Raw genomic sequence first — 13,809 nt, forward strand, 5'->3', positions numbered from 1 at the left:
TTTAGGCTTAGTGCTCTAAGCCTTCTTATCATATGAGGATAGCGTTTATGTCATACAAGCATCGAGCTGAGCAGGCGCAACCAGAATCAAGCGCATACAGCCTAGCTAATAAAAAGTCCCATGGCCAAAAGCTCGGAGCAGTCTTACTTGCCACGCTGCCAATGTTTGCGGTGGTAGGTGCAGCCGCTGCTCTTAGCGGCTGCGGCTTCCAGCTGCGTGGCTACGACTCAGCGATGCTGCTTGACGTCGAAAAAACAGCGGTCATCATCGAAGACAATCGCACCTCATTCCCGCTGAAACTACCATTGACGCGTCGCCTAAAGACGTTAGGTGTCGACGTTATTGGTAATATTAGCTCAGAAGAAGTTGCTCGTAATAACCAACAAGCAGGGGCTGAGTCTATTGCCGCTATCGACATTCGTAATGTACGTTTTAAGCGTTACGAATTGGTTGGTGTATTAACAGAGATTCGCTTGGTACTATCAGCAGATGTCAGCTATCAAACGATGGAAAATGGTAAGCCTGTAACACTGAGCAACCCCATTCAGGTCGAGCGAAGCTATCAGTACAACGAAGCCTCTGTTAGTACTGACGATCAGCAAGGCGATCAGACTCGCGATTGGCTCTATGATACTTTAGCTCGCCGTATCACTGACCAGTACGTTGCTATCTCGCTTCCAAAAGTTGCACCTGCTGCCAAACAATCTCTGCAAATAAATAAAGGCATGACACCAACCGTTGTCGTCGTACCACAACCGTAAGAGTTAGTCGTTCTGATTATCAAACGATACCATTTCTAGAAATATGAGTAGAAAACTAAGCGAGTGTAAGTACTACCTTGAGTAGACTGGGCTAGCTTGACACTGCTGAGCATATTTTTGGAACTGGCATTACCTGCTCATCAACCTGTGTAACACCACGCTATGCAAGATACTTTCATAAAAGCCTACCCAAAACTACTGCAGCCTTCCGTTGGAGTAGCAGGGCTATGGCTGGCGCACGGTGACGAGCCACTGCTGAGTCAATGGTTGATAGATGCGCTGCGTCCACACTGGCGCGCACAGAACTATGCAATCAAACGTATAGAGCTAATTTCTGTCAAAAGCTGGCAAGAAGTACTGTCTGAGCTTGGCAGCCAGTCTCTATTCGATGATGCCAGCGCTTTAATCGTAACGGGCAATCATAAACCTGACAAAGCAGTTATCACCGAGCTGGAACGTTTTGCGATCGAGGCACAAGCGGGCACACACGGTCATAGTGTATTGTGGCTTACACCTAAGCAAGACAAACGCAGCCAGAGCAGCAAATGGTTTGCTCCTTTTGCGCAATATGGCAATGTCATTGATTGCAATTTATACAATGAGCAGCAGCGCCAACAGCTACTACAAATACAAGCTCAGAAGTTTGGCTTACGACTGTCTCAAGAGGCCTGGCAGCTACTCATGTCACACACTGAGCATCATCTATTGAGTGCTTATCAAACCCTATGGCGGCTGTCCTATTTGTTTGCACCGCAGCTAGTTGCTAATAACAGTACTAGTGAAGATAGTGCTACTGACAACAGTACCGAACAATCTAATAGCTTTTCACAACCTGTGAATAATGTGGCATTGGATATTGCAGACCTACAAGCAGCGTTGGTCAGCGATGCGCAGTTTAGTGTGTTTGATTTGTCTGATGCGATGCTCGCGGGTAATAGTACGCAGGTCGCCAAAATCATGTTCCAGCTAAAATCGACCGATGAGCCCACTACTTTAGTGCTCTGGGCTATCAGCAAAGACATGCGTCAAATCATTCAACTTATGGACGGTCAAGACCCTCAAGCATTAGGCATTTGGCGTAGTAAACAAGGGTTGTACCAACAAGCCTGCCGCCGTCAGTCAAAAACGCACACGGCCGAATGGCCTGCCCTGCTTTACCGCTGTGACCAAGCTATTAAAGGTCTTATTCGTCAGCCAGCATGGGAGCTATTATTACAAGCGGCACTAGAGCTTGCAGGTAATCGTTTATTTGCGATGCGCTAAGACTAACCTGCTTGTCACCACCTTATATTATTTTTCTTATTAACAAGTTATCCACCTCTTCTCTTACTGATTTATACATTTAAACGCTATAAATCCAGATTCTACTACCCTATCTTGTTTTCTTATAATCTCCGTTTTATTGATTTTTAGTAAGCATTTCTTTTCTATACCTAACTCTGTTCTTGGCTACCTTAACCTTTCGTAAACTAATTTTCATTCCCTTTTGTAGGTGAAGTCTCTACTATATCTACACTTGATTTAATTGTGATTGGATTGTTGTCATGCACAAAATAAGCAAAAAGTCTGCTATCAAATGGGGTGTCATCACCTTAATTATCGTAGCGTTAGGGGCTTTGGCCTATACTTTTTTAAAACCAGAAGAAACCACGCCTAACTACCTAACCGCAACCGTTGAAGTCGGTGATATTGAAAACAATGTCATGGCGTCCGGTAAAGTAAAAGCGTTAAACACCGTCGATGTAGGGGCACAGGTATCTGGTGAAGTAAAACGCCTGTATGTTGAAGTCGGTGACGAAGTCAAACAAGGCGATTTGATTGCGCAGATTGATCAAGTGACTCAGAAGAACAGCCTGAGCAATGAACAAGCCAGTCTTGAACAAAGCGAAGCCGCGCTACAAAGTGCGCAAGCAGAATCGTTAAGCAAACAAGCCAGTCTGAAAAGTGCCTATGCCGACCTTGCCAGCCGTCAGTCTGAGCTCAAACAAGCACAGTCTGATTTTGCACGCTTGCAAGACTTAGTCGCTATCGATGCTATCTCGCAGCAAGAATACGACACGCAAGCGACCAGTGTTGAGACCGCAAAAGCAGCCGTTGCCAATGCACGTGCGGCTATCGACACAGCTAAAGCCGCGATTGCGACCACAGAAGCCAATATCAACAGTCAGCAAGCAGCATTACGCAAATCACGAACCAACGTCAGTACTGCTGAAGAAGATCTAAGCTATACCACGATTCGTGCACCAATATCAGGTACAGTCGTTTCTATTACGACTGAGCAAGGTACTACGGTCAATGCTAACCAAACGGCGCCCACATTGGTGACGTTAGCAGATTTATCGACCGTACGTATCAACGCGCAAATCTCAGAAGCTGATGTCATTAACGTCAGTGCTGGTATGCCTGCTTATTTCAATATTATCGGTAATCCAGACAAACAGTATGATGCGACATTAACCGCTATCGAACCTGCCCCAGAGCAGATCAGTAGCACCAGCTCGACAGACGCTGCTATCTATTACGTCGGCTACGTAGAAGTACCAAACCCTGACCGCTTGTTTCGAATCGATATGACGGCACAGATATATATCATCGTCAACGAAGCCAAAAATACTCTATTAGTACCATCAACAGTGATACAAGAAAAGCGAACTAAAGAAAAAGGCAAATCAACAACGGGCAAGTTTGTACGTGTATTAAGAGATGACGGAACCGTAGAAGAGCGTACTGTAGAAGTCGGTATTGATAACCGAGTAAATGCGCAAATCTTAAGTGGTTTGAAAGAAGGGGAAGAAGTAATCATCAGTGAAGAGAGCGGTAAGAAATCAGATAGCGGCCGCGTACCTGGTGGACCTCAAATGTAACTTGTGCTTTGACTATGTTGAGTAAGAAAGGCTTGCTAAAAACATAGCAGCCCTTTCATAACAACACTATAACGCTTATTAGCCTTTATTAAAGACACTGCTATGACTATATCTCAATCTCCTAAACCGTCGAGTGAAGATAGCTCTGAAAGTAGTACGGCTCAAAACTTAGGGTCACACACTACTGCTAACCCTTCAAACAGCTCAGATAACTTAAGTAATCCGGCAAAAACCAATACCGCTAACCATCCTGCATCAGGCAAGCCCATTATGGAGCTGTCTGGCATTATCAGAGAGTTCCCTGCTGGTGAGCAAACCATTCGCGTCTTGCATGATATCAATCTGACGATTCACCAAGGTGAGATGGTTGCCATCATTGGACAATCAGGCTCTGGTAAGTCCACCTTGATGAATATATTAGGTTGTCTAGATCAAGCCACTGCTGGTGATTATAAGATTTATGGTCAATCCGCCCGTAAGCTTGATGCCGATCAGCTAGCAGAACTGCGCCGTGAGCACTTTGGTTTTATTTTTCAGCGCTATCATTTGCTTGGTGATATCAGTGCCAAAGACAACGTCGCCGTCCCTGCCGTGTATGCGGGCATGGATACCGAGGCACGCACCAATCGTGCTGAGAAGCTACTAACTGACCTCGGCCTTGGCAATAAGGTCAACAATCGTCCCAATCAGCTCTCAGGTGGACAGCAGCAGCGTGTTTCTGTCGCTCGTGCACTGATGAATGGTGGCGATGTTATCTTAGCAGATGAGCCAACTGGTGCCCTAGACAGTAAGTCTGGCGAAGATGTCATGGCGATTTTGCATGACCTCAGCGCACAAGGTCATACCATTATCATGGTCACTCATGATCCAAAACTAGCAGCACAAGCGGAGCGTGTGATTGAGCTCAAAGATGGCCATGTCATCGCTGACTATCAAACTGAGCATTATAAGCACACAGACAAAAAACCAGAATCTATCCTTGGCGAGCATCGAAAAAGTGCCTTTGGTAGTTTTATCGATCGATTGCTTGAAGCGTTTAAGATGTCTTTGCTTGCCATGCGCGCGCACAAGATGCGTACCCTACTGACTATGCTCGGTATTATCATCGGTATCGCTGCGGTCGTATCTATCGTAGGTCTTGGACAAGGCTCTCAGCAGCAAATCCTTGCCAATATCAGCTCGTTAGGTACCAATACCATTACCGTCAATGATGGCTACCCTAGAGGCGACCCTAGACGCCGCTATAATGATGACAACTTGACACCAGAAGACGCAGAAGCGGTCGGCAATCAACCCTATATTATCAGTGTCAGCCCTCAGGTAAATGCCAGCTCTAGTGTCCGCTATCGTAATATACAAGAGGATGCTACCGTCAATGGCGTTGGTGAAGACTATCTAAACGTCACTGGTGAGACATTAACATTGGGTCAAGGGTTTGATGCAAAAAGCATTACATTACGTAGTCAAGATATCATCATCGATGACAACGCTAAACAGACCTTTTTCTCAGATATTGATAATCCTGTTGGTGAGGTGATACTGGTTGGTAGTGTACCTGGACGCGTAATTGGCGTCCTCGAAGAGAGCGATGGTGGCTTTGGTCCCAGTGTGACGACGCCTACCATCTATATGCCTTATACAACGGTGATGTCGCGCGTCACTGGTAGTACCAATATCGACCGCTTTGTGGCGTTGTTAGATGACAGTATCTCTTCTAGTGCCGCAGAGACGGCCATCTCTGACTTGATAGAGAGTCGCCATGGCAAAGATGACTTTGAGCTACGCAATTCAGACTCTATCCGTCAAACGATCGAATCGACGACAGGCACGATGACATTACTTATCTCATCAGTCGCGGTCATTTCATTAATCGTCGGCGGTATTGGAGTGATGAACATCATGCTCGTTTCTGTCACCGAGCGCACCAACGAGATTGGCGTACGTATGGCAGTGGGCGCGCGTCAGAGCGATATTATGCAGCAATTTCTTATTGAGGCCGTTCTAGTCTGTATCCTAGGGGGACTGATTGGTATTGGAATGGCATTTGCCATTGGTGAGCTGATTAATAGTGTGGGCGGTGATAGTTTCAAAGTTATCTATTCATCAACCTCTATTATTGCTGCTTTTGTTTGTTCGACGTTAATTGGCGTGGTATTTGGATTCTTGCCAGCGCGTAATGCCGCCAAGTTAGATCCTGTTGAAGCCCTTTCTCGAGACTAATAATCGATTATTGACTCGCTTTAGCCAAAAATAGAGCAGTCAATATCGATATAATGACGAAAATTTAAAGAAACTGGAATAAATTGGCAATTTTATAAGAGAATTACACTTTTTTTATCATGTGGGGTTGTAATTGTCATAATAATATATATAATGTGCTCTCACGTTTAGGGATACAAACACTTTAAACGTTAGGGCTGTTAGCTCAGTTGGTAGAGCAGTTGACTTTTAATCAATTGGTCCCGCGTTCGAGTCGCGGACAGCCCACCATATTTAGTTTAATCTTTATTAATCGTTCTGCCCTATCCGGTAGTAGACTAATAAAGATAAGTTTAAAAGACATCGTTAAGATGTTTAGTTTTAGAAAGTTCTTTAGTTAGAATTTTCTCTTGTAGAGTTAAAAAGCATTGCTTTTTTATATACTCTTCAGGGCTGTTAGCTCAGTTGGTAGAGCAGTTGACTTTTAATCAATTGGTCCCGCGTTCGAGTCGCGGACAGCCCACCATATTTAGAAAGCCCAGTTACTATCTTAGTAATTGGGCTTTTTTTCGTCTGGGCGTTTTAAATGTTGTTTCTTAGCTTTTATATACCTCTATTTATTATGCTTGCGTTTAAATAGTCTAAAGTTATCTCTCTTGCGCCATAGTAGTTTGTGTCTGATCGTATCTTTGATGGTACGTGGGTGCTTAGGTGCATGAGCAATAAACTCATCGAACTCTGCCTCACTCATCGCTAGCTCTCGACCATGTGCCATCATCACCATTGACGGTTGCAATGCTTTGATTTTTTTCAACGATTGAACATAGTCTTTAGGGTAGTAGACAGGAAATGGTGCTACGAACTTGTGTCGCAACTTAATGATTAAATCAGCGGTATATACTTCGCGACTGGGCAGATGAAACAAAGACAAATCGCGATCCGTGTGACCTGGGGTCTCTAATACTTGCCATTCATCAAAGTGTGGCACAAGCTCACCATCTGTGACGGTGATATCTGGTTTTAGACTTGCCGAGTAATATAGGTTTTTAAGTGGGCGTCCTTGACGTCTGGCCACATAATATCCTAGATGTATATCTACGAAGTGCATCGTGCGCCCGCCAATACCGCTATACCACTGCTTTTTTTTATCAGCGGAGACAATCAGACAGCCCGTCTCTTCTCGAAACTTATGTGCACCGCCTGCATGATCCGGATGCATATGCGTGACCACCACTACTTTTAGGTCGGTGACGGGTCGTTTTAACGTTGTCTTAATATAGTCAAGCACCATCGGCACATCAGCACGGCAGCAGCCATCTAACAGCATTATTTTATCTGGATATACTGCCAGATAGCTACTCTGGATATATCCTTCTAATCGTACAATTTCACATAGACTCATTGGTGTTCCCTACCTCATTCGTCGTTATTATTGTGAGGCTTTTGTTCAGTTTTATAGCCAACCTTTAGTATAGCGCCCGTCACGATAAATAAAACGACTTTGAGTGAACGCTTGTGACTATATACAAGAGTAATGCGACATACAGAGACGATGAAGCTAACAATTAACTATGGACAACTTACTACTCATAACTGCATGTATAATTCTATCCATGAAAATTCTCACCTTATTAGCAAAAAGCAAAAACCCAGCGCTTAGGCTGGGTTTAAGTAAACATTTAGCATTTAGATAGTTTGTAAATTATCTGCTTATCGACTATGCAAGATCACGAACCTTTGGCTCACGTTCCCATAGACGAGACTTAGCATTGCTAATAAAGGCATCTAGCTCGGCCAATGGCGTTACGAACTCATCTTTTTCAACTGGGAGCTTACTTAGGATAAATTCATCAGTCGCGCCGCAATAGGCAATGGCTTTGCAATGATTGTACGCATCGTTGAACCAATCTAGTGCTGAGCTGTCTTTTGCGAGCTTTTTAGCTTGGTCAGGCATGATAATACTAACGACGGCATCAAACATCACTGACGGACCACCAGCGAGGCGCTCATCAGCTTGTATACGTGTACCATCATCCAATACGACTTCTTTGTTAGGTGCTACGATTTTGACACTAGCACCCTGCGCTTTAGCAGCATCTTCGAATTTTTTGACTTCACTACTTTTAGAACCTTCTGCGACTAAGATACCAATCATGCGCCCTTTTAAGCTATCAGGCGTTAGACCAATAGTTTGTACCGCTTTAGAAGTTCCTAAGTCTTGGACAGGTGCAGCCGCATCCGCTGGCTCTGGTAGCTCCATACCCAGTGCAGTCGCTACGCGATTGGCCAAGTCTTCATCGATATGAATCAAATGGCTAAGCATACGCGTACGTACATGGGCTGTATCTACCTTACCTAGCTCAAACGCATAAGCGGTTGCGATATGGGCTTGTTCAGTTGCTGTCTGACTACGGTAGAACATACGTGGCTGACTATAATGATCTGCAAAGCTCTCGTCACGGACGCGACCTTTTACGCCATCGTCTAGTTGCTCATGGAATGAGTTGAAACCACGTTTAGCGCTTTCACGAGGACGAGTTGGATCTAGGCTTTGTGGCTCATAGAGTACACGTGTCTTAGGCACCTGCATTTGCATATGACCATCTTGCTGATTATTAGCAAACGGGCATTTCGGTGCATTGATAGGAATCTGGGCAAAGTTTGGCGAGCCTAAACGTGATAGCTGAGTATCCAAGTAACTGAATAGACGACCTTGCAATAGTGGGTCATTACTAAAATCAACACCAGGTGGCAAATGCGATGGGCAGAATGCTACCTGCTCAGTCTCTGCAAAGAAATTATCTGGATAACGGTTCAATACCATCTTACCCACGACTTTTACTGGTACCAATTCTTCTGGAATCAGTTTTGTCGCATCGAGATGGTCAAATGGGAACTCATTGGCTTCTTCTTCAGTAAATAACTGTACGCCAAACTCCCACTCAGGATAGTCACCGTTGTTGATTGACTCAAACAAGTCGCGGCGATGATAATCAGGATCAGCACCTGAGATTTTCACTGCCTCATCCCATGTGGTTGACTGTACACCCAATACTGGCTTCCAATGGAAACGTACAAAGGTGCTCTTACCGTCTTTATTGATTAAGCGATAGCTATGAATACCAAAACCTTCCATCATGCGTAGGCTACGTGGTAGACCGCGGTCACTCATTAGCCAAATTAGATTGTGCATAGTTTCAGGACTTAGTGAGACAAAATCCCAAAACGTATCATGAGCAGATGCCGCTTGCGGGAAACCGCGATCTGGTTCTGGTTTTACCGCATGAATCAAATCTGGAAACTTCATCGCGTCTTGGATAAAGAAGATTGGCATGTTGTTACCAACGATGTCCCAGTTACCTTCTTCTGTATACATTTTCACAGCGAAACCGCGCACATCACGTGGCGTGTCTTTTGAGCCTTTATTACCCGCTACCGTTGAGAAACGCGTAAAAAGTGGCGTTTGCTTGCCCGTTTCGGTCAACACTTTGGCAGTCGTATATTCTTCTAGTGACTCTGTCAGCTCAAAATAACCGTGTGCTGCACTACCACGAGCATGGACGATACGCTCAGGGATACGCTCATGGTCAAAATGATTAATTTTTTCACGTAATACAAAATCTTCTAATAGCGTCGGCCCACGTGAGCCTGCTTTTAGCGAGTTTTGATTGTCAGCGATAGCTACGCCTTGCTGCGTGGTTAATACTTTGGTGTCGTCACCTGCGCGCTGATGGGTTTCACCACCATTGCCACGTTCCGTATTCATGTCTTTGGCGGGGTCCGTATGATCGATATTATTATTCATAAAAAGTCCTAGCTAATAGATTGAGAGTGCTCTTTTAAATCATTAAAAGAGTGCCTACACAGGTTTGATATCCTTTGAAATAATGGTGACTTCATCTGTCATTTATTTATCTGTGTTTTCAGCATTGTCGAGCGTTAAATTGATACCGCACTAAAATTCGTAAAGGAATAATAGGCTTAGGACTTATACTACCCAAAAAATAAGTCAAATATAGTTGCGTATATAGTAAACCTTGTTGATGTTTGGTTAAGGTCTATAGACGCTATAAACCAGCTGCTTTAGATGGTCTTAAAGGCGCATAAACATTAACAATAGAATCTTGTAATGTAGTTATTCTTTAAGGTATGCTTTTTATGAAGTATCAGAGACTATCGATAAATAAATTGGCAGGGTTTTAGCCTTATATTTATCTTTTTTATATCGTTGGATTCAGATAATTTCGATACAAGAGAACCGAGCGCAAGCTGTACATTAGTATGGTTAGCGAAGATGACGATGTAGCGGGTTTATATGGATTTGACGATGCGACTATTTTTTATATAACTATAAGGCTACCTACCATGTTACCAACTCTAAGCTCCCCGACTAAAAAACCTTATCACTCATTGCTAGTAGGCGCATCAATGGGTCTAATGGCATTAACGCTCAGTCAAACAGCTGCTGCTATCACGACCAAAAACGTGACCTATACGGTCGATGATAAAGCGTACGAAGGCTATTACGCCAAGGCGGACAAAGCTAATGCACCTTTTATCTTATTGATTCATGATTGGGATGGTCTAACTGACTATGAGCGCAAACGTGCTGATATGTTAGCGGCTGAAGGCTACAACGTATTGGCGGCCGATATGTTTGGACAAGGCATTCGCCCTACTTCTATCGAAGAAAACAAACGCCTAACTGGGGAGCTATATGATGACCGTAATAAAATGCGTCGCATATTGGCAGGGGCATTGACGGCAGGACAACTACAAGGCAATGATGTGCGTAAAGGCACGACCATGGGATATTGTTTCGGCGGTACGGTTGCGTTAGAGCTAGCACGCTCAGGTTTTGAGCAAAAAGCCTTTGTACCCTTCCACGGTGCCTTTGATATTCCAACCGGTCAAAGCTACGACAAAACTACAGGAGAAATCCTAGTATTTCACGGTTCTGCTGACCAATCCGTCTCGCTAGAGAGCTTTGCCACTTTGGGCAAGACCTTAGAAGCAGCCAAGATACCTCACGAAATGGTTACCTACAGCGGCGCGCCACATGCCTTTAGCGTATTTGGCAGCGATAGATATGATGCTCGCGCCGATGAGCGCTCTTGGAAACGTTACTTGGACTTTTTAGCAGAAGAATATAAATAACCTAGCAGCACAAGTTGAATAAGTAATAATATAAGCAAGCCCAAACGAAAAGTCACTTCAATAAGATCTGATAATGATTCATTGAGGTGTCTTTTTATTTATTTAATTTTTGCTAACGCTTTAAAACTTAGCGCTTATAAAATACCAATAGCTGATTATTAGCAGGCATTGCATACGTTTTAGAAAGTTGTAGATGATGAGCATTTGCTAAACTAACGACATCTTCTTTATCGCGAATGCCGCTATCAGGATTACCTGCTCTCAACATCGCATCAAATCGCTGATTACCTTCACTGGTATAGTTACCATTCTCGTTAAATGGGCCATATATAATCAACTTACCGTCCACAGGTAACGCATCACCAGCCAATGCAATTAATCGCTTGACCAAAGCCCAGCTAATGATATGCAAAGTATTGGCCGTAAATATCACATCGTAAGGTAAGTTGAACTGGCTATTAACAGGTACGGAATCCGTACTCAAATCAAACGCTAATGGCGAATATAAATTAGGTGCAGGATAGGCATTGTGCCAAGCGATTATATGGCGATGATTACTAGTGACATCGCTAGTTTGCCACTGTATCTCAGGCAGATTAGGCGCAAAGTAAACACTATGCTGCCCCGTTCCAGAGCCAATCTCTAATACATGACTAAAGCCTTGTAGTTCTATTTGAAGTACTTCTAGAATAGGCTGTTTATTATTTTCACACGCTTGAGAAAACGGCAATGCAGAAATATCTACTTTATTATTTGGATTATCACTATCCAGATTATCGTCATGCATCACTATCCTCCCAGACCGTTTGTTATGCTAAGCGTTGATAGCAGTAGATGAACAAGCACTGTCTATATTGCCCTAGTAACTACCAAACAACTGACTACTAGTAAATACCCGCCTCTACCCCAGCAGCCAAGGTCATAGCAAGCTCTTCTACTTGCTCAGCAAAGCTATCTTGCCAATCGCCTTGTAGTATCAGCGCTTCTTGAATCCATGACCAACGTAGCCCCGTTGTAATCGTTTTGAGCGCAAGCTTGGTACCTGTACCATCATGACCTGCGCGTATATATACCGCAAATGGCATGCCTTGCTTCTCTTCTAACACTAGATAGTAGCAACGATCAAAAAAGTCTTTGGTCAGCCCTGCCATATAAGCCAGATTTTCAGTCGTGCCTAACAGCAACGCATCAGCAGCCAATACATCCTCAGGCCGCGTATCCTGCGGTGATTTCAAAATGACAGTAATATCTATATCAGGATGATTCGCACCGTCATAAGCTGCCTGCGCCAATTTCTGAGTATTGGGCGATGGCGTATGAGCGACGATAAGTAAAGTCTTAGTAGACATATTAGGCTTCTGAGCCATTGTTAAATACTAGATTTTGAGTAATGGCAGGATCCAAGCTATTGCCTACTGGACAGGTCAACGCGGTTTTATAAAACCGTTTTAAGGTACTCTCGTCCAATGCTTTCGAAAAATTAACCACAACGTGTATTTCACTCACACGTCTTGGTTTGGCGGCCATGACTTTGGTAACCTCTGCGGTCGTACCTGAGATATCAATATCCATCGCTTCGGCTTTGATACCAATAATCGTTAAGATGCAACTACCCAAACTGGTCGCTAGCAAATCAGTAGGAGAAAACGCTTCGCCCTTACCATGATTGTCCGTCGGCGCATCAGTGATGATTTGATTATTCGACTGTAAGTGAATAGCTTGGGTGCGTAAATTGCCTTGATAGGTTACTTTTGAGGTGGTCATAATTTTGCCTTAGTTTATTAAACTAGCTGCCTGAGCAATAAAGATGCTGTGATAGTTATTTGATAGATGCTAAGATAGCGAGCATTTGTGCAAACATTAGTTCTGTAAAGGAAATTGTAATATGTATGTGTATGAGCTCTCAGAATACCAAGTTTATCAATTAAAATCGATAGACCCAGCATTAGGTGGTAACTGGAAAACCATTCTTATCAGTATTTTGCCGCAGCTCGATATACCCAGTCGTAAAAGTGTGTACGAAAAAATATTATCAAAAAGGAACATTAGCCCAAATTTTACTTATATCATTCCAGATGATTTGAGAAGTTTGTTATCTAAAACAGCAATTCGTCATCGAGAGCTAAAAGCAATTGCTATACAGATGTTGAAATTTATTGAGTCTAAGCCGGATTCATATGATGCTATTGAACTTGCTGATAAAGTAGAGGCGATGATCGATTATCTTAACCGTATTGATATAGGTGATCATATTTTAGACCAAAAAAGTCGTGAAAGTATAAAAAAAGCATTTTTATACGATTTAGCATTTTGGATCGATAATGTAAATCTTATAGTACAACCTGGTATAAGGCACTTAAATACTGATATCGTAAAAACATACTTTAAAGAAGTATTTATTAAGCAAAAGATTCAGGGGCGAGACTTTCGCGCATGGGACTCTACTGACATAGACTTTCAGGAACAAGACAACTTACCCGATATTATAAAAAGAGAGGCAAAGCGTAAAAAGTTCTTTGTCATTGAAAGTGAGCGTTACTGGTTTTTAATAGGTATTGCCGATAAATCAAGACAAAATCCTTATTCTATTAAACGTTTTTTGCATGAAGATGGCGGTAGTAATGATCTATTTGTATATCTGACACACGTTGTCATTAGAAAAGAGCTTATAGATGAAGAAAGTTATATACGACATGTTAAATACTGTACAAGTCGACTATATACTTTGGATGCTGGTGTATCGGACACAATTATCAAATTTATAGCAGAAGCACAACATCTTTGTAAGACACAAATTATACCTCTACTCAAAAAAGAATTGAAAAAAG

General features: G+C 43.1%; 11 protein-coding genes and 2 tRNA genes. 8 read left to right on the forward strand and 5 right to left on the reverse strand.

Translation table 11 applies throughout. The features are described from left to right. Positions 1-47: 47 nt before the first annotated feature. From CXF62_RS03815 to CXF62_RS03840, 6 genes are all read left to right on the forward strand, one after another. Positions 48-761, forward strand: a complete 714-nt coding sequence (locus CXF62_RS03815; RefSeq protein ID WP_102092981.1) for an LPS-assembly lipoprotein LptE — start codon at positions 48-50, stop codon at positions 759-761. Between the two features lie 162 nt (positions 762-923). Next, entirely contained in the window at positions 924-2,024 is a 1,101-nt protein-coding gene (locus CXF62_RS03820) for a DNA polymerase III subunit delta (protein WP_102092982.1), read from the forward strand. 281 nt (positions 2,025-2,305) lie between these two features. Then, the gene (locus CXF62_RS03825) at positions 2,306-3,625 is read left to right on the forward strand and encodes an efflux RND transporter periplasmic adaptor subunit (protein ID WP_102092983.1); all 1,320 of its coding nucleotides are present in this window, start codon (positions 2,306-2,308) and stop codon (positions 3,623-3,625) included. A 270-nt stretch (positions 3,626-3,895) separates the two neighbouring features. Continuing rightward, entirely contained in the window at positions 3,896-5,845 is a 1,950-nt protein-coding gene (locus CXF62_RS03830; RefSeq protein ID WP_228153156.1) for a MacB family efflux pump subunit, read from the forward strand. 194 nt (positions 5,846-6,039) lie between these two features. Further along, positions 6,040-6,115: transfer RNA gene (locus CXF62_RS03835), tRNA-Lys, on the forward strand. A 159-nt stretch (positions 6,116-6,274) separates the two neighbouring features. Next, positions 6,275-6,350 (forward strand) — tRNA-Lys (locus CXF62_RS03840). 87 nt (positions 6,351-6,437) lie between these two features. On the opposite strand, the gene CXF62_RS03845 is transcribed toward CXF62_RS03840, so the two are convergent. Further along, positions 6,438-7,226 carry an MBL fold metallo-hydrolase gene (locus CXF62_RS03845; protein WP_102092985.1) on the reverse strand — a complete coding sequence of 263 codons (789 nt, stop codon included), beginning with the start codon at positions 7,224-7,226 and terminating at the stop codon, positions 6,438-6,440. Positions 7,227-7,541: 315 nt separating this feature from the next. Beyond that, positions 7,542-9,629 carry a catalase gene (locus CXF62_RS03850; protein WP_102092986.1) on the reverse strand — a complete coding sequence of 696 codons (2,088 nt, stop codon included), beginning with the start codon at positions 9,627-9,629 and terminating at the stop codon, positions 7,542-7,544. 560 nt (positions 9,630-10,189) lie between these two features. Between CXF62_RS03850 and CXF62_RS03855 the strand changes: the two genes are divergently transcribed. Continuing rightward, the gene (locus CXF62_RS03855) at positions 10,190-10,981 is read left to right on the forward strand and encodes a dienelactone hydrolase family protein (RefSeq protein ID WP_102092987.1); all 792 of its coding nucleotides are present in this window, start codon (positions 10,190-10,192) and stop codon (positions 10,979-10,981) included. Positions 10,982-11,108: 127 nt separating this feature from the next. Here the strand turns inward: CXF62_RS03855 and CXF62_RS03860 are convergent, their stop codons facing one another. The 3 genes from CXF62_RS03860 to CXF62_RS03870 form a co-directional block, all read right to left on the reverse strand. Next, positions 11,109-11,768, reverse strand: coding sequence for a DUF938 domain-containing protein (locus CXF62_RS03860; RefSeq protein WP_102092988.1), 660 nt, complete (start codon positions 11,766-11,768; stop codon positions 11,109-11,111). 97 nt (positions 11,769-11,865) lie between these two features. Continuing rightward, positions 11,866-12,330, reverse strand: coding sequence for a flavodoxin family protein (locus tag CXF62_RS03865; RefSeq protein ID WP_102092990.1), 465 nt, complete (start codon positions 12,328-12,330; stop codon positions 11,866-11,868). 1 nt (position 12,331) lies between these two features. Further along, a complete protein-coding gene (locus CXF62_RS03870; protein WP_102092989.1) occupies positions 12,332-12,745 on the reverse strand; it encodes an OsmC family protein in 414 nt (137 codons plus the stop codon). A gap of 121 nt (positions 12,746-12,866) precedes the next feature. Between CXF62_RS03870 and CXF62_RS03875 the strand changes: the two genes are divergently transcribed. After that, on the forward strand, positions 12,867-13,809 hold a 943-nt coding region (locus CXF62_RS03875; protein ID WP_145990532.1), incomplete at its 3' end, for a hypothetical protein.

Source organism: Psychrobacter sp. MES7-P7E (assembly GCF_002863645.1).
Lineage (GTDB): Bacteria > Pseudomonadota > Gammaproteobacteria > Pseudomonadales > Moraxellaceae > Psychrobacter.